The 21,558-nt window shown below is 39.2% G+C and carries 23 protein-coding genes and 1 other annotated feature; of the genes, 13 read left to right on the top strand and 10 right to left on the bottom strand.

The genetic code is table 11. From position 1 onward, the window contains the following. Positions 1-52 precede the first annotated feature (52 nt). Entirely contained in the window at positions 53-886 is an 834-nt protein-coding gene (locus FBF83_RS07070) for a DUF368 domain-containing protein (RefSeq protein WP_136946381.1), read from the top strand. A gap of 41 nt (positions 887-927) precedes the next feature. Here FBF83_RS07070 and FBF83_RS07065 read toward each other — a convergent pair whose 3' ends face one another. The 3 genes from FBF83_RS07065 to FBF83_RS07055 are packed head-to-tail and all read right to left on the bottom strand — an operon-like array spanning position 928 to position 3,721. Further along, entirely contained in the window at positions 928-1,383 is a 456-nt protein-coding gene (locus tag FBF83_RS07065) for a GtrA family protein (protein ID WP_136946380.1), read from the bottom strand. 16 nt (positions 1,384-1,399) lie between these two features. Beyond that, positions 1,400-2,542: a glycosyltransferase family 4 protein gene (locus FBF83_RS07060; protein ID WP_136946379.1), complete on the bottom strand. Its 1,143-nt coding sequence runs from the start codon at positions 2,540-2,542 to the stop codon at positions 1,400-1,402. A gap of 30 nt (positions 2,543-2,572) precedes the next feature. Further along, positions 2,573-3,721 (bottom strand): NAD-dependent epimerase/dehydratase family protein, encoded by a 1,149-nt coding sequence (locus FBF83_RS07055; RefSeq protein ID WP_136946378.1) that lies wholly within the window; start codon positions 3,719-3,721, stop codon positions 2,573-2,575. Between the two features lie 456 nt (positions 3,722-4,177). Between FBF83_RS07055 and FBF83_RS07050 the strand changes: the two genes are divergently transcribed. Then, entirely contained in the window at positions 4,178-5,356 is a 1,179-nt protein-coding gene (locus FBF83_RS07050; RefSeq protein ID WP_169525221.1) for an MFS transporter, read from the top strand. 51 nt (positions 5,357-5,407) lie between these two features. Here the strand turns inward: FBF83_RS07050 and FBF83_RS07045 are convergent, their stop codons facing one another. Then, complete coding sequence (locus FBF83_RS07045; RefSeq protein ID WP_136946376.1) at positions 5,408-5,614, bottom strand: hypothetical protein; 207 nt, start codon at positions 5,612-5,614, stop codon at positions 5,408-5,410. A gap of 181 nt (positions 5,615-5,795) precedes the next feature. On the opposite strand from FBF83_RS07045, the gene FBF83_RS07040 reads away from it, so the two are divergent. From FBF83_RS07040 to tyrS, 3 genes are all read left to right on the top strand, one after another. After that, entirely contained in the window at positions 5,796-6,146 is a 351-nt protein-coding gene (locus FBF83_RS07040) for a hypothetical protein (RefSeq protein ID WP_136946375.1), read from the top strand. 378 nt (positions 6,147-6,524) lie between these two features. Beyond that, a complete protein-coding gene (hemH, locus tag FBF83_RS07035; protein ID WP_136946374.1) occupies positions 6,525-7,460 on the top strand; it encodes a ferrochelatase in 936 nt (311 codons plus the stop codon). A gap of 116 nt (positions 7,461-7,576) precedes the next feature. After that, positions 7,577-7,798 (top strand) — a binding site (T-box leader). Positions 7,799-7,862: 64 nt separating this feature from the next. Further along, the gene (gene tyrS / locus FBF83_RS07030) at positions 7,863-9,110 is read left to right on the top strand and encodes a tyrosine--tRNA ligase (protein WP_136946373.1); all 1,248 of its coding nucleotides are present in this window, start codon (positions 7,863-7,865) and stop codon (positions 9,108-9,110) included. Between the two features lie 40 nt (positions 9,111-9,150). On the opposite strand, the gene FBF83_RS07025 is transcribed toward tyrS, so the two are convergent. Both FBF83_RS07025 and FBF83_RS07020 read right to left on the bottom strand, forming a co-directional pair. Continuing rightward, complete coding sequence (locus tag FBF83_RS07025; RefSeq protein ID WP_136946372.1) at positions 9,151-9,909, bottom strand: FixH family protein; 759 nt, start codon at positions 9,907-9,909, stop codon at positions 9,151-9,153. A 222-nt stretch (positions 9,910-10,131) separates the two neighbouring features. Beyond that, entirely contained in the window at positions 10,132-10,938 is an 807-nt protein-coding gene (locus FBF83_RS07020) for a GNAT family N-acetyltransferase (RefSeq protein WP_136946371.1), read from the bottom strand. 176 nt (positions 10,939-11,114) lie between these two features. On the opposite strand from FBF83_RS07020, the gene FBF83_RS07015 reads away from it, so the two are divergent. Beyond that, positions 11,115-11,798: an HAD family hydrolase gene (locus FBF83_RS07015; RefSeq protein ID WP_136946370.1), complete on the top strand. Its 684-nt coding sequence runs from the start codon at positions 11,115-11,117 to the stop codon at positions 11,796-11,798. A gap of 33 nt (positions 11,799-11,831) precedes the next feature. Here the strand turns inward: FBF83_RS07015 and FBF83_RS07010 are convergent, their stop codons facing one another. Then, the gene (locus tag FBF83_RS07010; RefSeq protein ID WP_136946369.1) at positions 11,832-12,359 is read right to left on the bottom strand and encodes a cysteine hydrolase family protein; all 528 of its coding nucleotides are present in this window, start codon (positions 12,357-12,359) and stop codon (positions 11,832-11,834) included. Between the two features lie 180 nt (positions 12,360-12,539). Here FBF83_RS07010 and FBF83_RS07005 point away from each other — a divergent pair, with 180 nt between their 5' ends. After that, positions 12,540-12,959: an organic hydroperoxide resistance protein gene (locus FBF83_RS07005; RefSeq protein WP_136946368.1), complete on the top strand. Its 420-nt coding sequence runs from the start codon at positions 12,540-12,542 to the stop codon at positions 12,957-12,959. A gap of 39 nt (positions 12,960-12,998) precedes the next feature. Here the strand turns inward: FBF83_RS07005 and FBF83_RS07000 are convergent, their stop codons facing one another. Continuing rightward, positions 12,999-13,835 carry a transporter substrate-binding domain-containing protein gene (locus tag FBF83_RS07000; RefSeq protein WP_136946367.1) on the bottom strand — a complete coding sequence of 279 codons (837 nt, stop codon included), beginning with the start codon at positions 13,833-13,835 and terminating at the stop codon, positions 12,999-13,001. 238 nt (positions 13,836-14,073) lie between these two features. Between FBF83_RS07000 and FBF83_RS06995 the strand changes: the two genes are divergently transcribed. The 3 genes from FBF83_RS06995 to FBF83_RS06985 all read left to right on the top strand — a co-directional run bounded on the left by FBF83_RS06995 (position 14,074) and on the right by FBF83_RS06985 (position 16,637). Beyond that, positions 14,074-14,307: a hypothetical protein gene (locus FBF83_RS06995; RefSeq protein ID WP_136946366.1), complete on the top strand. Its 234-nt coding sequence runs from the start codon at positions 14,074-14,076 to the stop codon at positions 14,305-14,307. A gap of 241 nt (positions 14,308-14,548) precedes the next feature. Next, positions 14,549-16,141, top strand: coding sequence for a BCCT family transporter (locus FBF83_RS06990; protein ID WP_136946365.1), 1,593 nt, complete (start codon positions 14,549-14,551; stop codon positions 16,139-16,141). A 133-nt stretch (positions 16,142-16,274) separates the two neighbouring features. Next, the gene (locus FBF83_RS06985) at positions 16,275-16,637 is read left to right on the top strand and encodes a hypothetical protein (protein ID WP_136946364.1); all 363 of its coding nucleotides are present in this window, start codon (positions 16,275-16,277) and stop codon (positions 16,635-16,637) included. A gap of 158 nt (positions 16,638-16,795) precedes the next feature. Here the strand turns inward: FBF83_RS06985 and FBF83_RS06980 are convergent, their stop codons facing one another. Continuing rightward, complete coding sequence (locus FBF83_RS06980) at positions 16,796-17,605, bottom strand: ZIP family metal transporter (RefSeq protein ID WP_136946363.1); 810 nt, start codon at positions 17,603-17,605, stop codon at positions 16,796-16,798. A gap of 188 nt (positions 17,606-17,793) precedes the next feature. Beyond that, positions 17,794-18,366 (bottom strand): thioredoxin family protein, encoded by a 573-nt coding sequence (locus FBF83_RS06975; RefSeq protein ID WP_136946362.1) that lies wholly within the window; start codon positions 18,364-18,366, stop codon positions 17,794-17,796. 158 nt (positions 18,367-18,524) lie between these two features. On the opposite strand from FBF83_RS06975, the gene FBF83_RS06970 reads away from it, so the two are divergent. The 3 genes from FBF83_RS06970 to nei all read left to right on the top strand — a co-directional run bounded on the left by FBF83_RS06970 (position 18,525) and on the right by nei (position 21,513). Then, entirely contained in the window at positions 18,525-19,088 is a 564-nt protein-coding gene (locus FBF83_RS06970) for a tyrosine-type recombinase/integrase (RefSeq protein WP_169525220.1), read from the top strand. Positions 19,089-19,102: 14 nt separating this feature from the next. Next, entirely contained in the window at positions 19,103-20,575 is a 1,473-nt protein-coding gene (locus FBF83_RS06965) for a potassium/proton antiporter (protein WP_136946360.1), read from the top strand. Between the two features lie 113 nt (positions 20,576-20,688). Then, the gene (nei, locus tag FBF83_RS06960; protein WP_136946359.1) at positions 20,689-21,513 is read left to right on the top strand and encodes an endonuclease VIII; all 825 of its coding nucleotides are present in this window, start codon (positions 20,689-20,691) and stop codon (positions 21,511-21,513) included. Positions 21,514-21,558 lie beyond the last annotated feature (45 nt).

Raw genomic sequence — 21,558 nt, 5'->3', positions numbered from 1 at the left:
TTTGTTTGGGTAATGTATGTATTAGACACATAGGAAAAGGAGAAGTTCTTGCATGTTTGTGTGGCGAAATATATACAGAGGGTTATTAATGGGTGTTAGCGATTTAATTCCAGGCGTAAGCGGAGGCACGATTGCAATGGTCCTCGGGATTTACAGAAGATTAATAAGTGGAATTAATGGATTGATGAGCAAGAATTGGAAGAAAGAACTAGGTTTTTTCATTCCGCTTCTAATAGGTGTAGGGCTTGCTTTACTCCTTGTTAGTCAGTTAATGGAGAAGCTCCTAAAACATTATCCACAACCTACTTTCTTTTTCTTCATTGGTTTAATTGTTGGGGTTGTACCTTTTTTACTAAGAAAGGTAGAATACAAAAAGACGTTTGAACCTGTGCATTATGGATTGTTAATTCTAGCAGCGGTGCTTATTGCTTCAACCCTTTTCTTAAAAGGAGAAGGTACTGGAGAAATAATGAAATCGTTAAGCTTCACAGATTATGTTCTTCTTTTTCTTTCGGGATGGCTTGCAAGTACCGCTATGATTCTTCCAGGCGTAAGTGGATCATTTGTTTTGTTGCTTCTCGGATCTTATCATACAGTGATTCATGGTCTCTCGTCCTTCCAAATTCCTCTTCTCCTCACAGTTGGAGCGGGAATTATTATTGGCTTAAGTTTAACGGGTAAGCTAATCTCACTGCTATTAAAAAAGTATACGGTTTCTACCTATTCCGTTATGATCGGACTTGTCATCGGATCGGTTGTCGTACTGTATCCGGGGTTTAAGTCTGATATCACTCTTGCAGTAACAAGCATAGGAACGTTACTTCTTGGACTAGGAACAGCATTTATTCTAGGTAGAATCGAACATAAGCAAGGAATTACAGATTAACACACACGAAAAACCCCCAGTAATGTACTGGGGGTTTTTGGTTAGTTGGAATTCTGGTTCTTTTTAGTACGCGGAAAGACTAAATGTTTCATCATGAAAAAGCTTGAAGCAGAGGAGATTAGCATGGCGAGCCCCTTCGAAATGTTACGTTCGATGTAACGAGGGAATGTAATCCATTCAAAAATAAGAAGGGCACCATAGAAAACAAGGTTGCTAATACCTAGTGCGATAACAGCCTGAGCGAGGAACAGGAGGACCTGTTTTCGGTCATGGATTGCCTTTGAAGGAAACGTTAACTTTGCATTCCAAAAGTAGCTGTTCGTGATCGCGAGCGTATATGCAATTGTATTGTAGAAAATAAGCTGGATTCGATCATCGGTTGGAAACAAAAGCATGAGAAGATTCAATGCTCCGATGTCGACTAGTGCATTCATTACACCGATAGCACTGAAACTCATAACTTGTTTTGAACCCCTACCAATTCGCCATTGCTTCATATACTCAACCTTCTATCTATTGGATCGCCTGCTGTTCTTCATTTTGCTTCAGCTCAATGGCAGCCTCGTAGAACTCTAGAAGCTGTTGTGCTGGACCTCTCCATCCATAATCTTTTGAATGAACATAAGCTTCTTTCGACATTTTCTCTAACAATCCATCTTCATCTAGCCGATTAACCACTTCAGTTAGATTTCCATTAGGACCAGAGCGATAGAGAAGACCTGTCGATCCATCTTCGACTTGCTCGTTCGTAGGTCCAGACTCAGCAGCAATAACTGGAAGACCGCTTGCCATAGCTTCTAAAATAACGAGGCCTAATGTTTCAGTAGTTGATGGGAACATGAAAGCATCGGAGGAAGCGTAGGCTTGTGCTAATTCATCACCATGAAGAAAACCGGTAAACGTCACGTTCTCAAGATGAGCAAAATTCTTTTCGAGTTCTTCTCGGTAAGGACCATCTCCAACGATCGCAAGATGAGCATCTTGCTTTTGCTCAAGCATAGGGATTAGTGAATCGATTTCTTTCTCAAAGGCGAGCCTACCTACGAAAAGAAGCAGTGTTTTATCAGGATTCCTATTTGTAAGACGCTGGCGCATTTCTTCATCACCAAGATCGGGATTGAATCGCTCTGTATCAACGCCTCTTTTCCAAAGGTGCATGTTATAGAAGTTTTGTTCATTCAATTCTTCAAGAATAGCCTGAGATGTGCATAAATTAATATCCGCTTTGTTATGCATCCTTCTAAAATGCCACCAAAGTAAAGGCTCTGACCAAGAAGCGTTGTAATAATTTGCGTATTTGGGAGCGTGTGTATGATAAGAAGCAACCAATGGTACGCCGAGTCTTTTACCATATTTAATTCCTGAGTAGCCCATAAAAGCAGGATTAACGACGTGAACAAGATCTGGATCAAAATCTTCAAGGTACGTTTTAATTAAGCGTGTAGGCATACCAAATTTACGGTGTTTATATAAAAAGAAAGTACGAGGTTGTACGCCATCAAACCGAATATTCCGATAGCTACGCACTCCTAAATCTGGTGCAATCACTTGAATTTCGTGCCCTTGATCAAGTAAGTAATCGATCGAGGCTCGAAGGCGAGTAACGACACCATCAGTTGAAGGTAGGAATGTTTCTGTTACGATGGATATTTTCATACGAACACCTCTATTGGTTTTAGCGTCATTTTACTTCCACGTAACGTTTGGAAGGACATTTTCCTTAAGAACGCGGTCTTTATACTTCAATGCAGTATCAAGTGTTCTAGAGATATGATCGTCCGTCAATAAAGAAGGCTCTAGACCAAGATCGATTAAGCTTGTGTTAACTGCTTTGTAGTAATGTTCTTCCTTCTCAACACGTGGGTTTTCTATGTGATCAATCCCGATGTTAAGGCCTTTTGCTTTTGCTACTCGTTGAACTTTTTGGGCAAGTTCAAGTACTGAGAATTCCTCTGTAAACTGGTTAAAAACTCTAAATTCACCTTTGTCAGCAGGATTTTCAGCTGCGATCTCAACACATCGGATGGTATCTTTAATGTTCAGGAAGGCACGAGTTTGTTTACCAGATCCATAAACAGTAATATCGTGGCCAATTGCAGCCTGAATAATAAAGCGATTGAGGGCTGTCCCAAAGACACCGTCATAATCAAGACGGTTAATGAGACCTTCATCATATTCATCTTCTTCCGTATGCAGGCCGTATACAATTCCCTGATTTAAATCAGTTGCACGAATGCCCCAGATTTTACAAGCGAATTGAATGTTATGACTATCATGTACTTTAGATAAATGATAGAACGACCCCGGTTGTTTAGGGAAAGGAAGGACATCTTCGCGTCCTTTATGTTCTATTTTTATGTAACCTTCTTCGATATCTATGTTTGGTTGTCCATATTCACCCATTGTGCCCAATTTAATTAAGTGGCAGTCAGGTGTAACTTCTTTAATGGCATATAGTACGTTAAGGTTGCCTACAACGTTATTGGTTTGTGTGAAAACAGCGTGTTCACGATCAATCATAGAATAAGGAGCTGAGCGCTGTTCTGCAAAGTGAACGAATGCCTCAGGTTGGACTTGCTTGAAAATCTCTTTTAAGAAATCGTAATGCATCAGATCACAGTCATAGATGGCGATTTTTTTGCCTGTTTTCTCTTGCCATAACTTCACGCGCTCTTCAAGGGGTAAAATGGGCGTAAGGGAATTAGAGCGTAATTCATCATCCCATTTACGGCGAATCATATTATCAACGATCGTTACGTCATGGCCCTGTTTGGATAAATAGAGTGCGGTTGGCCACCCACAGAAACCATCTCCGCCTGCAACAATAATTCTCATAGATCTTACCTCCATCAAATGGTCGATTTAGTTGTGGAAATGCTTGCATTATCAAGTATTTACGATAGCATTCATCAAGATTTCATTCAACTTAGGACATTTAATTTACTAAATCTTTAAATGAATCTGTCTGCTTCATTCCCTAAATGAAATTTGTCTACACATTTAAGTTTGCCTGAAACTGGCGACAAAAACAATTTATAAATTTGGAAAATTCGAAATTAATCTCCGTTCAATATGTTAGACTGTATATGATTATTCGAAAAGAATACAGCTTGGTGAAAGTTTAAATAGATTTGGAACGTACTCTTCATAACTTCCCTTCCATTGAAAGTGATGATTACTAGAAACTGATGAAGAAAGTCTGTTGCGAAAAGAAGGAATAGGAGTGATTGACCATATGTAAAACGACTACCCTTTTACAAATGCAAGAATAAATAAAAAGGGGTAGTTATGATGAGGTTACGTTCGTTTCGTTTTCTGTGGATTGGTCAATCGTGTGCCAATACAGGGGACGTTCTTTATATTGTTGCGTTAATTGCTATACTTTATCAAACAACAGGATCCGCACTCTATTTATCACTGTTACCTTTCACGATCACCATAGCGCGATTTATAAGTGGAATGAGTGCACCGGTCATGTTGAGTTATTGTTCCTTAAAAGGAATATTGGTTTGGTCACAAGGGTGTAAAACGATCGTGTTAGGTATCCTTGGGTCTTTATTGGCTTATACACCAGGAATAGAAGTGGTATTAGGGCTTGCTTTTATCATTTCTTTTCTTGACGGATGGGCAGCGCCCGCTCGAAATGCCATGCTCCCAATGATTGTGCAAGATTCAGAACTTACACAAGCGAATAGTTTTGTATCGGTTGTTGATCAATCGATCCAATTTGGAGGCTGGGCTGCTGGAGGAATCATTGTTGCTTTCACTTCAGGCTCATTTGTTATCTGGCTTACCTTTGTTCTTTATTGTATTTCAACATTCATGATGGTAATGATTGAAAATGAGGGGAGTCAACGTAAAAACAAGTCTAGAATTCCGATTTCAAGCGGTTGGCAAACAATCTGGAAACATCCAATTTTACGAACGGTTCACGTGATGATTTTTCTGGAATCAATCGCAAATGTCGTCTGGATTGCTGCAATTCTTTATATCTTTGTGAATAACGTTCTTCAAAAATCAGAAGTTTGGTGGGGCTATTTAAATGCAAGTTTCTTTATTGGATTAATTGCTGGAGGACTCATTGTATCGAGGTATGCCCAACTGTTTGAGAAGCACATGAAGGCGATTCTACTTACCGCCTCATTCGTTGTAAGTGCAGTGACATTGTTATTCGGATATAATCAGATAGCAATACTTGCTGTGGTGCTAACTGTGGTCTCAGGTATAGTGGAGCAAGTGAAGTCTATTGCAATCGTGACGTTTATCCAAAAGTCCTGTCCTAAGGATGCTCTTCCGGAAGTATTTAGTGCGCAAAGTGCATTGATTTCAATAACATTCGGGTTTGGGTCGCTATTGTTTGGTTTCTTTGCAGAAGCTGTTAGTATTCAGTTTGTATTTTTAGTATCAGCGATTCTATTACTTGGTTCAGCTCTTTATATGTGGAAACAATTCCACCATTTTCATTTGTAATGCTAATTTACAAAAGCCCCAGCTATGCTTGAGGCTTTTGAATTTGTATACTTATCGGTCTCTGTCTTTATTCCCTGTTACATCAACGGCTGCCATATCATTTCCAAGATAGCTTGTAGGGGCAGAATCATTTTTTTGTTGCTTAGAATAGAAGGCGTCATTTACTTTTTCATCACTATTCTCATGTTCGTCCCCTTTGTAGAATTGATCATTGATGTTAAGATTTGCCTGTGTTCTTTCTTTACTTTTATAGTCCATATTTTCTCCTCCTTGAAATAGTAGTATTTGTATAGCATGTGCTCGGCGCTATCTTTTATAATTAAGACTTTCTAAGCTTGAAATGATCAATGACATAATACTAAATTTCTTAAGGATGATTAGAGTAAGACAGAATCGGGAAACCACTCTTTATGAAATCATCAAAAGGAGTTGGATTGAGATGAGTAAAACACTACAAGCTTATTTTACAACAGAGAACGATGCAGAAAGCGCAAAAGCTGATTTGCAGACTTACGAGGTAAGTCAATTGTCAGTTGAACATATTCCAGAAGATCAAAAACTTAGCCTGGATATTCCATATCCTGGTCAGGGTCCTGGAACACCTGCTGGAGCAAACAACGACCTGTTTTTCTCTAATGAAACGCCAACAGGTAAGCAGGAAGAAAACGCCGATCCTGCTGAACGAGCAGATAAAGAATTTCGCTATCTTCTAGCTTTTAAAACAGATAAAAGTGATGATACTGATCTACGAGAAATTGTCTCGAAGCATAACGGAGCAATGGAGAAATAAAACTCAAAGAAAACTGCGCAAACAGTGTTTGCGTAGTTTTTTTAGTGCAGTGGGGGTCAGGCTCGAGCCTGACCCCCACTGCACTACCTCATTACCATAAAACTGTATGAAAGCACTTATAGTAGGGGAGGATGAAACTGATCTAACATTGGAAGAAAGACATAACGATCATAGTTCGCTATACTGAGTAAGGAAGCGCATCAGAAGTGGCATTATACATAAAGATTTGGTTCAATAGGTGTGACACAAAACGTTGCGATTTTAAAGTCGGTTACCTTTGATTCCTTAGAGAAAAAAAGGTATACTGGCAACTAGATGATAATGATTATAAAAAGATATTCGATTTAATTTATTATGGTATGAGAGGGGAACACATTCATGGCTAAGAAAACTATGGGATTACTTGTGATGGCATATGGAACGCCTTATAAAGAAGAGGACATTGAACGTTATTATACACATATCCGTCGCGGTCGTAAGCCTTCAGAAGAGCAATTAACTGACCTTAAGGATCGTTACAAAGCGATCGGTGGCATTTCACCACTTGCGAAAATAACAGAGGATCAAGCAAAAGGTCTTGAAGCGCATCTTAATGAAGTGCAGGATGAAATTGAGTTTAAACTCTATATTGGATTAAAGCACATTGAGCCTTTCGTAGAAGATGCCGTTCAAGAAATGCACAATGATGGCATTGAGGAAGCGGTTAGCATTGTGCTAGCGCCTCATTTCTCTACGTTTAGTATTAAATCGTATAATGGCCGTGCAAAGCAAGAAGCTGAGAAAATTGGTGGACCAGTTATTCATTCTGTTGAAAGCTGGTATGATGAGCCGAAATTCATTTCATACTGGTCAAAACGCATCAAGGCAATTTTTGAAGGTATGTCTGATCAAGAACGTGAAAAAGCCGTTCTAATCGTTTCTGCACACAGCTTACCTGAGAAAATTATTGCGAACGGTGACCCATATCCAGATCAATTGAAGGAAACAGCCAATCTTATCGTTGAAGAATCTGGCGTTAAAAATGTTGCCATCGGTTGGCAAAGTGAAGGGAATACACCAGATCCATGGATCGGACCAGATGTTCAAGACCTAACAAGAGACCTCTATGAAAAGCATGGTTATACATCTTTTGTTTATGCGCCTGTTGGTTTCGTAGCCGATCATCTTGAAGTACTATTCGATAATGATTACGAGTGTAAAGTTGTAACTGATGAGATCGGTGCAAACTATTATCGTCCTGAAATGCCGAACGCACAGGATGAATTTATCGATGTTATCACTACAGTTGTTCTAAAAGAATTAAATATGCAGTAAGAGAAGGAGCAGCGGTCATTTATAATGACGGCTGCTTTTTACTTTGCAAGAAAAACAGATTGACATAGCGTGAAATTCAAGCTAAAGTTATTAGAAATTAAGGCAACGTAAATAATGTACAGGCAAAGAAGAGGATTCAGTAGCGCGTTATGGTGAGTAGTTTCAGAGAACCAGTGGCAGGTGAGAACTGGTACAGCCTAACCGTGAATTACCCCTCAGAGCCTTCCTGACGAACGTGATGAAGTAGTCAGGAACGGGAAAACCGTTAACGTATTCGAGCTGGAAGACGGAAGTGTCTTCAATCAGGGTGGTAACGCGTGTTAAGCCACGTCCCTACTAAAAAAGGGGACGTGGCTTTTTGTCGTTCATGAAAAAAACAAATTAAATGGGAGGTCGACAGGGATGAGTTCAATCATGGATCAATTATCAGATCAGCAAAGAAAGGAAATGGAAAGGCAATATGCTGTTTATACACACGGTACAAGTGAAGTCATTCCTGGAGACGAACTGAAGCATAAAATTGCAAAATCTCTTCTTACGAATGAACCACTAAAAGTTAAACTTGGACTCGATCCATCAGCACCTGACGTTCATATTGGGCACACTGTTGTTTTGAATAAGCTACGACAGTTCCAAGAGAATGGCCATATTATTCAGCTCATTATTGGAAACTTCACAGGTAAAATTGGTGACCCAACAGGTAAGTCTGCTGCAAGGGTTCAATTAACCGATGAGGAAGTAGAGCGTAATGCGAAGACATACCTTGAGCAGTTTGGGAAAGTTCTAGACCAAAGTAAAGTTGAACTACATTACAATGCCGAGTGGCTTTCTGAGTTAAGATTCGAAGATGTGATTCATCTAGCAGGAAAAATAACAGTTGCCCGTTTATTGGAACGAGACGATTTCGAGAAGCGAATGAATGCAAATAAACCGGTGTCACTTCACGAATTCTTTTACCCACTTATGCAAGGCTATGACTCGATTCACCTTGATAGTGATATCGAAATTGGAGGTAATGATCAATATTTTAATGTTCTCATGGGTAGACACCTTCAGGAGCAGTTCGGAAAGGAAAAGCAGGTGGTACTGATGATGCCATTGCTTGAAGGGGTAGACGGTGTTGAAAAAATGTCTAAATCAAAAGGGAACTACATCGGTATTACAGAAAAACCATCAGAGATGTACGGGAAAGTGATGTCGATTCCGGATGAATTAATCGTAAAGTACACAGAGCTCATAACTGATTTATCGCTAAATGAAAAGCGGACTGTTCGTCAAGAATTAGAAAGTGGAGTGACTCATCCGAGGACAGCGAAAATGCAACTGGCGAAAACGATTGTACGTATATTTCACGGACAAAAAATGGCTCAACAGGCAGAAGAACAATTTCAACAGGTGTTCCAACAAAACAAGATTCCGACTGATATCGATGAAGTAAACTGGGATGGAGCACGGAACATTACAGTTCCTAACCTTGTTACAACTTTGGGAATGATGCCATCTACAAGTGAAGCAAGGCGGATGATGAAAAATGGTGGTATCAAACTAAATCAAGTGAAAGTAACTGATATACACAAGGAAATAAAGATAGAAGATGGCCTAGTCGTTCAAGTAGGTAAGCGGAAATTCAAGAAACTAAAGCTAAATTAAAAACAAAATCCCCTATCTCATATGAGATAGGGGATTTTGTTTATTCGGTAACTGTTACACTTTCTTCTGTGTGCTCATGAAGTCCTTCGTCGTTCTCTACATGAATGGTCACTGTATAATCGCCAGCTTCTTTAAAAGAAGTGGTTCCTTCATATTCGCCATCCTTCATTTCTTCTGCATCAACCCATTCGGCGTTCTCTTCACCATCTTTGGAAATTTCGAAGCGAACGTTAGCGTTTGTTAACGCACCATCATTTTTCTGTAGGTGAGCCATTAAATCAACGTCAGCGCCAGCTTTTATTTCGTCAGGTATCATGAGATGAATCGAGACGTCACTTTCGTGTTTATGCTCATGGCCACTCTCTGATGTAGCTTTGTCTTCTGAACCGACGATTATTTCGTTTTTAGGCATCGTATGTAGGTCGCGTGCTGTAACATGGGATTGCACGAAATATTTGCCTTCATTTTTAATCGTTTTTTCTGCGGAGTATACCCCATTACCATCATCAGAAGCTTCGATCATCTCGCTATCGTCTTTAGCGCCTTCTTTCCACACTTCGAACATCACTTCATCTGCATCATCTACTTTTTCATCACCTTGAGTAACAGTTGCTGTAAAAGTTAGCGTTTCTCCAGCTTCAGCTTTTTTAGGTGTATCAAGTGCGACATCCAGTGTTTCAACTTGAGTTTCATCAGCAGTCGTTGCATGATTAGATTCGTTTGCGCTATCATCCTGACCGCAAGCAGCTAAAGCCATTGCTATGCTTACTATAGATATCCAAGATCCTATTTTTTTCATATTTCTCTTCCTTTCATTAGCGAAGCCTATTTCTAAGTTTACAGTATGGCCACTCGTTGTAACGGGCAAACATTATCTCATCTTAATAGTAGGAAAGTTATGTATCGATCTCAAGTGATAATTTCATTAACTTGTGACTACTTGTTGACAAACGATTACTAGAAAGGAACTTATATAAATGGTTAGAAACAAAAGAGGTCCTGGATTAGCAGGACCTCTCTGTTAAACTATGACTGATTGTGTTTCATAAGAAACCATCATCCACTTCTCGATATCACGAAATCCAATTCGCTTATAAATTGCACCTGCTTCTGGATTATCGTAGAACAAACAAAGGACTTTTCCTTCAGATAGAACGTCATAACAGAGCTTGCTGGTACATTGCGTCGCATAGCCCTTTCGTTTGTAGTCTGCAAGTGTGCATACACCTACGACCATAGCGGACTCTGAATTTTCTGCGGCGGTCGAAGCAGCTGATACGGGTTTGTCGTCCTGTTCAATGTAATAAGTTCTCGACACACCTTTTTCCTGATTGCGTCGTTTTTCTTCTACTGTTTCCCCGGATTCAAATTCATCAATTCCCTGATGGAGCGTATGAATCTTCTCAAGATCGTCTATGGTAGCGGTTTGAACTTTTTGTAGGTCATCGAGTGCGAGGGCTTCAACGCTGTCACATTTCGCATAAAACAATTCTCTGCTAGAACGAGATTGATGGGAAATGTATGGTTGGATTTGACTTGTTACTCGTTTGATTCCGGACATCATAAGGAATTCACTATCTTGCGAAATAACTTCAGCGAAGCCTTTAGCATTGAATTCACCGGGTGCATATGGAATATAGTTTTTTTCGTATTTAAGAAGAACTGCCCGCAATTCGCCATTCTCTCCGAAGTCACCCCATAGCTTTTGGAAAGGTTGATCATACCCGAAGGCTTCGATGTCACCTATGATAAATAAATTTTCTGCTGCATACGGCGTTAATAAAGAAAGGCACTCATTATGATCTTCTTCGGTCAATCTTCGTATCAACCTGATCTCCCCCTTCATGATTCTAAGAAACTATTTTACAGAAGCTATCTTAAAAGTAAATAGATTTAGAAAATTTATCCTAATTAAGATCGATAGACAATTAGAAGTCGACAACAGGAATTCACTGTATGAACAAGAAAAGTAAGAGATAGGGTTGGGCGAAAGGACTGAAGTTTATGATAAAAGCCGTACTATTTGATTTGGATGGGACGTTGTTAAACAGAAAAGCATCTGTGGAAAATTTCATACATGATCAGTATAAAAGGCTATTGAAGGAATTAGAAATGGTAGATGAATCTGATTATTGCGCTCGTTTTATTGAGCTAGATGACAATGGGTATAGATGGAAAGATGAGGTATATAAGCAACTTGTGGAAGAATACAAGTTAGCCATTACATCAGAGGAATTACTAGATGATTACCTTGAATTTTTCCAATTCCATTGTATTCCTTATGAAGGCTTGAGTGATCTTTTGTTTTCATTAAAAAATCTTAATTATTTAATGGGGCTTATTTCTAATGGAAGAACTGATTTTCAGTTGAGAAATTTCCAAGCTCTTGGAATCGAAGGTCATTTTGATTCAGTCCATATTTCAGAGGAAGAAGGTGTGAAGAAGCCGGATCCTCATATCTTTCGACAAGCTCTTAGGCGACTGAATGTTCAACCAGATGAAGCTGTCTATGTTGGGGATCATCATGAGAATGATATCATTGGCGCAAAGTCTGCAGGATTAAAAACAATCTGGAAAAAAGATGATCAGGTTAGTAAAGGGGAAGAGAATGCTTCTGTTCATTCTTTACTAGATATTCTTCTAGTTCTAGATGAGTGGACAACCGAAGGGAAAAAGATGCATTCGTAGAAACGAGATGCTAACATCATAAGTCAGCACTTATTACCTGGGTCTTTCTACAAATTCATCAGATGACAACGTGTTTGTAAGCCATTGTAGGGTGTTGTTATGATGTTGGATAACTTGTGTAGCTGTAAGCGTAGAAGTACTCCACGTACTATGTGCATCGAGAATGAGACTTATGGTATATCCTTTACTGAAGGCACTTCGGCACGTTGTATCAACGGATACTTCTGTTTGAACGCCTGAGATGACAAGATGCTGTATTTGTTTCGAGTGAAGCTTTTCTTCGAGATCGGTTTGATAAAACGAGTCAGGGGTTGTTTTATGAATCACCTCATCGTCTTTCTCAACATGAAAGAATGGATGGAGCTGCCACTCCGCGCTATGCCGATTCAGTTGTTTCCCTCTTGTTTCATGTTGTATATAGAAGATAGGCATACGCTCAGCTTTTGCAGAAGCAGTAATCTTTTTAAGGTTATAAAGCAGTTTGGCATCATTAAAGACCGATGATCCTCTTTGAAACATACCATTTTGCACATCGATAATAAGTAATGCAGAGCTAGTCATCAAATTCCCCCTCAACATGATAGAACAAACGTTCTCTTTTGTTCTATCATACGCTCTGCCTATAAGGAAATCAACCTTTTTATGGTATGAAAGAATAGATTTGTAAACATGCGATGTTTAAGTATAGATAAGGAACGGGTACAATTCAAATGTATGCAAATTAGAAGGAGATGGTATTCAATGAGTAACGTTTTATTTACTTCCCAGGCAACTGCAGAAGGCGGGCGTCAAGGTACAGTAAAATCTTCAGATGGTTTAATTGATTTCAATCTTGTAATGCCAACTGATAAAACTGATGAAACTGGTTCCAATCCCGAACAGTTATTTGCTGCAGCTTACTCCGCGTGCTATGATGGGGCATTAAATCTTGTGGCAAGTAAGAAGAAAAAAGATATCAACTCCAAAACAACTGCAGACGTTAGCTTGTTGAAAGACGAAGCAGACAATGGTTTCAAAATTGGTGTGACTCTTACAGTTGAAATAAACGGAGTTAGCCAGGAAGATGCCGAGATGCTTACTAAAGAAGCTCACCAAGTGTGCCCTTACTCAAAAGCGACTAGAGGGAACGTAGACGTAGAAATTAATGCAAAAGCTGTATAATGTCAGAAAGCCACACCTTAACAGGTGTGGCTTTACATATTATTGCTGAAATTCAATATCCTCGGGAAGCTCGGTTACATCAGCGCCGTTAAAGAATTCTTTAGATAGGTCACTGATTGTCCCGTCCTCAAGCATATTTTTAATTACTCCGTTTACTTTCTTAATTAATTGTTCATTCTCCTTATTCATCAGTAAACCACCTTCACTTGGCATGTACTGAATATCCGGATGAATTGTAAGGTTTAGTTCTGGAAAAGCAGCCAATGCTAATCGTTGCAAATACACATCATTTAAAATGACATCGGTGCGACCAGTTTCAACGTCTCTTAAATATTGCTCATTTGTAGCATTATCGTAAATAACTTCTTCTGCGCCTTTTTTCTTAGCAAGTTTCATAAAGTTAGTTGTTGCAGCACCAGCTGCTTTTTTTCCTTCTAAATCATTGATTGACTCAATGCCTGATAAATCATCTTTTCGAACAATTGCTGTACCATATGAGAATTTATAAGGTGTGGAAAGTGCGAATTTTTCTTTCCGTTCTTCTGTAATGCCAATATCGTTTGCAGCCATGTCGACTTTACCTGTTTGCACAGCTGTCAGCATGCCATCGAAGCCCATTTCAATGAAATCTACTTTAACGTCCAAACGCTTCGCTACTTCTTTTACAATCTCCACGTCAAAACCGGTTAGGTCATTTGTTTCTTGTTCATGGTAAGAAGTTGGGTACAGTGTACCAGAGGTGGCAACTTCAATTGTGCCTTCTTGTTGAATATTCCCCCAAGCTGTTGTTTTCTCTTCAGAGTTGTTTGAGTTACATGCTGCTAGTAATGTCATAACAGCTAGAATGAGTGCCATTCTTATTAAAGATTGTTTCATTTGAAATTTCCTCCTTTTTTCCGAACCTTACCATAGCAAGAAAAGTAGATAGGATGCAAATGATAGAAACTATATCATCTAAAGAGAATTCAATGTCTATTAGACCCATTCTAATGCACATTTCCCGTATGTTCCGACAGATTACCCAGTTTAGTTTATTGAAGAAGGGGAAACCAAACGGTAATCCTGTTAATTCGGACGAGTTCAGGTTAACCAATAGTGAAAGGGGAATGGAGCTGTGAAGCATTCCGTAGGATCTTTTACGCATCGTTACTCAGTGGTGCACTATCAAACACAATCGGCCGTACAGACGTCTAAACTTCTGTCTAAGAAAAAAGTAGACATCCGTCAAATTTCACAGATGACTGGATTTTCAGAAGAGCAAATTCTTGAATCGATGGAGTTTGGAGATCCAACTTTAAAATTGACTAGACCTACTCTTCCGAAACAAAACATTCATTTGGAAGTGTGATTGATAAGGGTTGTAAACTTTAATGATGCGAACAAATAGTGACTTTTAAAATCGGCTTAAGTAGTCGGTTTTTTTTTGCTTTAAAAGAGGTTTACACAATTTATAGATTAAAAATCACTTATAAAGGGAAAACCTGGTTAATTTAGAAAGAGGGAGGGTACTAGATATACGAATAAAATGTAGTAAGAAATGATCGAAATATGAATTTCATTCGTTATTTTCGATTGGAAAGGAGAGATTGATGAAAGAAAACAAAACTCAAAGTAGTAATCCTGTTTTCTGGATTTCAGCTATCATCATTTTGGTGCTTGTGATTTGGGGAGCTTTTGTTCCAAAATCGTTTGCATCTGTAGCAAATTCAGTATACACATTTACTACAAATGCTTTCGGATGGTTTTATTTATTAGCCGTTATCTTTTTTGTTCTTTTCTGTTTTTACCTTGCAGTTAGTAAGTACGGTAAAATACGCCTTGGTAAAGATGGAGAAAAGCCTGAATATCCATTTTTTACATGGATTGGTATGCTTTTTAGCGCAGGTTTCGGGGTAGGTCTTGTCTTCTGGGGTGTCGCAGAGCCGATGACACATTTCGCCAATCCACCTACTGGATTTGGCGTTGAAGGAGAAACAGAGCAGGCGGCTAAGCTTGCTATGCGTTATTCCTTTTTCCACTGGGGAGTTCATCAGTGGTCAGTCTTTACTGTTGTCGGTCTTGTGATGGCATATTTCCAATATCGGAAAGGTCGCAGAAGCTTGATCGGTGAAACTATTTCAACTAAAACAAACCAAAATAAAAGTGTTCCATGGAAAACAGTTATTAATATTCTAGCTGTTATTGCAACTGTAATGGGGGTTGCAACGTCTTTAGGTTTCGGAATACTTCAAATTAACGGTGGACTTGATTACATGTATGGACTACCACAGAATGCATGGGTTCAAATTGGCATTACGGCAATCTTATTTATTCTCTATATGTCATCATCAACGACTGGGTTAAATAAAGGAATTAAATACTTAAGTAATTTGAATTTAGCGCTGGCCCTTCTGTTAATGCTGTTTGTTCTCTTCCTTGGACCTACAGTATTTATTCTTGAGAGCTTTACATTAGCTATTGGTGGTTATATTCAAAAATTCATTGAGATGAGTTTCTATATGACGCCATATCAGGGCGGAACATGGGTTAAAGAATGGACGGTTTTCTATTGGGCATGGGTGATTGCGTGGTCACCATTTATAGGGGCATTCGTTGCCAGGGTGTCAAAAGGTCGCTCGATTCGGGAAATGATTTTTGGCGTTTTAATTGTTCCACCTTTTATTGCAATGGTATGGATTGCAGTATTCGGAGGGGCTGCCTTCCATCTTGACTTGTTTCAGGGAACAGCGATTGCAGACGCCGTGAATAATGATGTGACAAGCGCACTTTTCGTCACGTTGGAACAGTTTCCGTTAACAGGAATTCTTTCAACGCTATCGATTTTTCTTATCTGCGTCTTCCTCGTGACATCTGCTGATTCAGCTACATTTGTACTTGGAATGATGACGTCTGGTGGCGATTTAAACCCCTCACTTTTCTCAAAATTGGTATGGGGAACTCTTATTGCAGCGATTTCTGCTGTTCTTATCATTAGCAGTGGATTACAAGGACTTCAAACGGCATCGCTCGTTGCAGCTTTACCTTTCACTGTAATCTTACTTGTGATGTGTGTGAACCTTTTTAAATCCGTTCGTCAAGAAATGAAAGCTTATGAAGTGAAAAAGGAAAGAAAACTATTAAAGAAGTTAACCGATCCATCAAACAGACAGAAGGAAAGTTCTGATCAATCACATACCTCATAAACAAAGAGTGCATTTGTTGAGCTTGGTATATAGTGAATCATTGAGAAGTCATTCTCTTGTAAACTATTATATAGATGAATCGTTTTAGAAGATGTTAAGGTGTCGCTAATGAGATAAAGAAAGAGGATTGAGAATGTCTGATATCTTATGGATTGCGTATCTTGGCTTACTAGGTGCGCCGGCTATTGGTTTCTTATTAAAAGGTAAGTACAAAACAGTTGCGATGAAAATGGATTTCGTTGTTTCTATTATGACTTGGACTGGCTTGTTTGGATACGTAACTGGGATACCAATTGGAAGTGCCCTCGTCTGGAAGATTGTCTTTTTTGTAGGAATTCTGTGGGATTTAATTTTTGTTATGTTCATTGATCATAGCGACGAGAAAATTGAGGGGCTTAGTGAAAAAACGGTTAAAACTACGACGGTTGTTTTTTCGATCATTATGCTTATTCCGCTTTATTATGGGATTTATCGCTATGCGTTTCATATGATGTGATCGCCTTCTTATTTGAACGAACAGGATTAGGGAGCTCCTAGAGGATTTGGATTTCAGGACTCCTAATGGAAACAGGTTATGGGCAAAATAAATCATGAGTAGTGAATTTATCACATAAAAAGGCGTGAAAACCTAATTAGGTTTTCACGCCTTTTCATTTAACCAAGTGCCACATCGAGAAGCATCATAACAGAAAAACCAATCATTAGTGAGATAGCAGCAACCTGCACGTTCCCTTTTTCCTGTGAACCGGGAATGATCTCTTTCGCTACTACGAAAATCATAGCACCTGCTGCAAAGCTAAGCGCATATGGGAGCAATGGCTGAATATAAATGACGGCAAGTGCCCCAACAACTGCAGAAATCGGTTCGACGACTCCTGAAAGTTGTCCGTAAAAGAAACTTTTTCCTTTCGACATACCGTCTCCTCTTAGAGGTACGGATACAGCCGTTCCTTCAGGGATATTCTGAATACCAATACCAATGGCTAGTGCGATAGCACCTGCTAAAGTTGACGTTGAGAAATCTGCAGCAACTGCACCGAATGCAACGCCAATAGCAAGTCCTTCAGGAATATTATGCATCGTAATCGAGAATACAAGCATAGCAGTACGGTGCTTTGCTTTTTTATCTTTAATGTCTTTAAAATACAAATCTTCATTTATATGCGGAAGAATGCGATCCACAAGCAATAAGAAAAATCCTCCTAGTAGGAATCCTACGACTGCAGGTATATAACCTGGCACACCTTGCTGTTCAGCCATTTCGATACCAGGACTCAATAGTGACCAGAAGCTTGCTGCGATCATAACACCACCAGCGAAAGCGAGCATCCCATCAAATACTTTTTGGTTGACTGTCCTTGTGAAAAACACGAATGATGCCCCTAGAGCAGTCGCTCCCCATGTAAATAGTGTAAATATAAATGCCTGCCAAACAGGACTTAATCCTACGATCCAATCACCCACGGGTAACCTCTCCTTCTAATTATTAATCTATTATTTCCTACCATCATATTTTTTGCCTTAAGGAAAAATCTATACATTCAAGTGTAAATCGACTAGTTTCGACTGTCAAATCAGAGGTTCTTTAGGTGTAAAGGACAAAATAGGACATCAAAAAAAGCCCGGCAAATGCCGAGCTGAACAAGTACTATTTATTTTGTTACTGAGACTGATTGTTTCATCATCGTAATCATGTCTTCCTTAATGTGCGTCCACATGTCGATGTCTGTCGTAAATCGTTCCGTCGTGTTATTAATAAATGAAAGGAAAGCTTTTTTGAATTCTGGTTCACCTTTAGGTGGTAGTTCCTGTTTTGCTTTGTCAACGTATGACTGAACTTGAGGAGCTCTTGGTCCCCACTTACCAATTTCTGTTCCATTTTGATCAATTAGAATAATGATTGGAATCGATTTAGAAGTACCGTTTGTAAGGTAATGATTCATTAGCTCGAGGTTATCATCACGATTATAATACTTACTCTCGATCATTGCTTCATCAGCCATTCTCATAAAGATAGGAAGGTTCACCATAGCATCTCCGCACCAATCAGCAGTCAATACTAAGGCACGGATACGTTCTGATTGAAGAGAATGAAGAAATTCAAGATCGGATTCTTCGAGTTGAAAGTGATTGTAAATGGTTAATAAATCTTCTCGATGCTCATCCATTGTATGGACGTATTGATGCTTGGACAATCCCTGTTCAAACCAATCTGCTAGATTCATGAAGACCCCTCCTATTTTCGTTCGTTACTTATTATTATACTACGAAAGGGACGGAAAAACCTTTCTTGAATTGCGTCATTTCAGAAGACCGATCCACAATCTTAGTGACATATTCGTTGCTATGATACAATTGAGTCACATAAAGTGGAGGTGTAATTGTGAATTACGTTGGGCCAATACATAGTAAGACCAACATTTCTAAATTAAAAAAAGCGTTATTAAATAGGTCAGAGCGTGATTACTTGCTCATGGTAGTCAGTTTGAATACAGGACTGCGTCTGGCTTCCCTATTACGCCTTACTTATGCTGATGTAATGAAAGATGGACTTGTGAAAGATTATCTTGATTCCTCCATCACAGGAACGACAGGTATCTACCTAAACTCAAGCGTTAAGCGCGCATTGAAACTCTACATAAGTCATACATCTACATCTACTTCTACTAACTTCTTTATATTTCATACGAGAAAGAGTATCGAACGTCCAATAACTCGCCAGCAAGTGCATCGAATATTGTCTAGAGCTGCAAATGAAGCGCTACTTGATCAACCTATAAGTTATCATAGTTTGCGAAAAACGTTTGGATATCATGCGTATCAACAAGGAGTTGCGGTATCGTTAATACAGAAAATTTATGGCCATGCTACTCGTAATGAAACGCTTAAATATATAGGAATAAAATCGGAAGATATCCCAAAACTGAAGATTGATGTGAATTTATAGAAGGGGCAAGATAAATGGAGACAAATACAGTCATATTATTTAGTGCATTATTTTTAATTGGTGGCGTGATGATGGCGAAATTCTCTTCACGATTAGGGGTTCCTGCACTTGTTCTTTTTATTATCGTTGGTATGTTATTTGGCAGTGATGGGTTCGGGTTTATTTACTTCGATAATGCTTCGCTCACTCAATCGCTTGGTATCTTAGCACTGGTTCTTATTCTATTCGATGGTGGTTTACAAACGGAGTGGCGCAGGACGAAAGCTGTTCTTCCTATTTCATTATCGCTAGCAACTGTAGGGGTATTAATTACGGCAGGACTATTTGGCGTAGCAGCGAAACTGTTTCTTGATGTGACATGGAACGAAGCGCTTCTTGTCGGAGCTATCGTTGGTTCCACTGATGCTGCTGCCGTGTTTGCAGTGATGAAAGGTAAAAATATTAAGCGCAAACTGCAATCGACGCTTGAGGCAGAATCCGGATCAAATGATCCTATGGCGATGTTTTTAACGCTTTCTCTTCTTCAACTGGCTGTAGGAGAGGAAACCTTCGGAGCGTCAATCTTTCTATCCTTCTTTTGGCAAATGGGTGCAGGACTTCTCTTGGGGGTGCTTTTTGGCTTCGCTGCGTCCTGGGCAATGAAGAGTATTGACCTTGGTTCAAACGGTTTATATCCTGTTTTCTCAATTGGTATCGCTCTGTTCACATACAGCATGACAGATCTTGTTAATGCTAGCGGATTGCTTGCTGTTTATGCTGCAGCACTTGTGCTTGGGAATACGAAAAGTCTTCCATACGGTCAGACGATCTTTCGTTTTCATGATGGAATTGCTTGGATGATGCAGATCTTAATGTTCATCGTGCTAGGTCTTCTTGTATTTCCTTCAGAATTATTTTCTACATGGATTGTCTTAAAAGGGTTGGCCTTATCGTTTATTCTGATTTTCATCGCTCGACCAGTCGCTGTTTTGATTTCAAGTCTTCCATTTAAGTTTACGATGAAAGAAAAGGCGTTTCTATCATGGGCTGGTCTTAGGGGAGCGGTTCCGATTGTGCTTGCAACTTTTCCATTATTAGAGGGACTTGAAAATAGTCAGCTTTTCTTTAATTTAGTATTCTTTATCGTAATGACTTCTGCTTTATTTCAAGGTACTACTATTCCATATATAGCAAAACGCCTTGGCCTTACTGGTCCAGAAGTTCATATTCCATCTCATTCCCTCGAACTTGTTTCGTCAACGACGGTAAATGCAGAGATGATTCCGTACACAATAACATCTTCTTCAAAACTTATTGGAGAAGAACTGTCGGACATTTCTTTTCCTGACAAAGTTCTTGTGAGTGCCATAATTCGAAAAGATGAACTGATTGCACCATCAGGTGATACGAAAATCAAGGTAAACGATGTTCTTTACATTCTTGTGGAAAACCAGAAGAGATTAGAATTGGAAAAAGTGCTTGGTATTCGAAAAACAATTGGTGGCTAATTTTATAGGTGATGAGAAAAGGGGGCTCTGTAAAGAGCCCCCTTCGTTCGTTTAGCCTAAATGTCATTAGGGAAAGTGAAGTTATCATCTAAATGGAAAGAAGGTCATAAGCGATGCCAGAAGGTCCAGAAATTAGACGAGCAGCTGACCAGGTAGAAAAAGCGTTACAAAAAGGAAACGTGTTAGACGTGTATTTTGCATTTGATCAATTAAAAGGATATGAATCCATCCTAAAGGGAGCAAGTGTAATAAGGGTTGATACGAAAGGAAAAGCGATGTTAATTCGCTTTGACAATGGGTATACAATCTATTCTCATAACCAGCTTTACGGTAAGTGGTATGTTCGAAATGTGTATAATTACCCGAAAACCAACCGACAACTTCGTCTTGCTCTACATAATGAGAAGAAGTCTGCGCTTCTTTATAGTGCCTCTGATATTGAAGTGTTAAGAGATGAAGAAGTGCCGCTTCATCCTTTTATCGCTAAGGTAGGTCCTGATTTACTAAGTGAAGAAGTGACGGCAGAACAATTGAAGGAACGATTTCAATCAAAAGCATTTTCTAGAAAAAAATGGACTTCACTTTTACTTGATCAGTCTTTCATTGGTGGTATTGGCAACTATTTGCGAAGCGAAATTCTTTTCTTAGCTGGTATTCATCCAGATTTACGTCCGGTCGATTGCTCAGAAGAACAGTTGGATAGGGCAGCTGAGGCAACGGTAACTCTAGTGACACAATCTTATGAACATAATGGCATCACGAATGATTTGGATCTTGCTAATAAGCTTAAGAAGGAAGGACAAACTCGGCGTGAGTACAGACATTGGGTCTTTAATCGCGAAGCACAACCTTGTCGCATTGATGGAACTGAGATCGAGAAGGTTAAAGCAGGATCGAGGAGACTCTATTATTGTCCAACCTGTCAGGCGAAATTGTAATAAAACATTGCAAAATTATTTTGGTGTATGGTAGGCTTTGTGTAA

The organism is Guptibacillus hwajinpoensis, assembly GCF_005144865.1.
In the GTDB taxonomy this organism is placed as follows: domain Bacteria; phylum Bacillota; class Bacilli; order Bacillales; family Guptibacillaceae; genus Guptibacillus; species Guptibacillus hwajinpoensis_A.
Note: the sequence above shows the minus strand (reverse complement) of the source record. Positions and strands in the feature narration are given on the sequence as shown.

Coding starts and splice junctions, on each gene's coding strand:
- FBF83_RS07070 (WP_136946381.1), top strand. CDS start 53: ATGTTTGTGTGGCGAAATATATACAGAGGGTTATTAATGGGTGTTAGC.
- FBF83_RS06990 (WP_136946365.1), top strand. CDS start 14,549: ATGAAAGAAAACAAAACTCAAAGTAGTAATCCTGTTTTCTGGATTTCA.
- FBF83_RS07045 (WP_136946376.1), bottom strand. CDS start 5,614: ATGGACTATAAAAGTAAAGAAAGAACACAGGCAAATCTTAACATCAAT.
- FBF83_RS07065 (WP_136946380.1), bottom strand. CDS start 1,383: ATGAAGCAATGGCGAATTGGTAGGGGTTCAAAACAAGTTATGAGTTTC.
- FBF83_RS07015 (WP_136946370.1), top strand. CDS start 11,115: ATGATAAAAGCCGTACTATTTGATTTGGATGGGACGTTGTTAAACAGA.
- FBF83_RS06985 (WP_136946364.1), top strand. CDS start 16,275: ATGTCTGATATCTTATGGATTGCGTATCTTGGCTTACTAGGTGCGCCG.
- nei (WP_136946359.1), top strand. CDS start 20,689: ATGCCAGAAGGTCCAGAAATTAGACGAGCAGCTGACCAGGTAGAAAAA.
- FBF83_RS07025 (WP_136946372.1), bottom strand. CDS start 9,909: ATGAAAAAAATAGGATCTTGGATATCTATAGTAAGCATAGCAATGGCT.
- FBF83_RS07060 (WP_136946379.1), bottom strand. CDS start 2,542: ATGAAAATATCCATCGTAACAGAAACATTCCTACCTTCAACTGATGGT.
- hemH (WP_136946374.1), top strand. CDS start 6,525: ATGGCTAAGAAAACTATGGGATTACTTGTGATGGCATATGGAACGCCT.
- FBF83_RS07050 (WP_169525221.1), top strand. CDS start 4,178: ATGAGGTTACGTTCGTTTCGTTTTCTGTGGATTGGTCAATCGTGTGCC.
- FBF83_RS07040 (WP_136946375.1), top strand. CDS start 5,796: ATGAGTAAAACACTACAAGCTTATTTTACAACAGAGAACGATGCAGAA.
- FBF83_RS07000 (WP_136946367.1), bottom strand. CDS start 13,835: ATGAAACAATCTTTAATAAGAATGGCACTCATTCTAGCTGTTATGACA.
- FBF83_RS07010 (WP_136946369.1), bottom strand. CDS start 12,359: ATGACTAGCTCTGCATTACTTATTATCGATGTGCAAAATGGTATGTTT.
- FBF83_RS06975 (WP_136946362.1), bottom strand. CDS start 18,366: ATGAATCTAGCAGATTGGTTTGAACAGGGATTGTCCAAGCATCAATAC.
- FBF83_RS07005 (WP_136946368.1), top strand. CDS start 12,540: ATGAGTAACGTTTTATTTACTTCCCAGGCAACTGCAGAAGGCGGGCGT.
- tyrS (WP_136946373.1), top strand. CDS start 7,863: ATGAGTTCAATCATGGATCAATTATCAGATCAGCAAAGAAAGGAAATG.
- FBF83_RS07055 (WP_136946378.1), bottom strand. CDS start 3,721: ATGAGAATTATTGTTGCAGGCGGAGATGGTTTCTGTGGGTGGCCAACC.
- FBF83_RS06965 (WP_136946360.1), top strand. CDS start 19,103: ATGGAGACAAATACAGTCATATTATTTAGTGCATTATTTTTAATTGGT.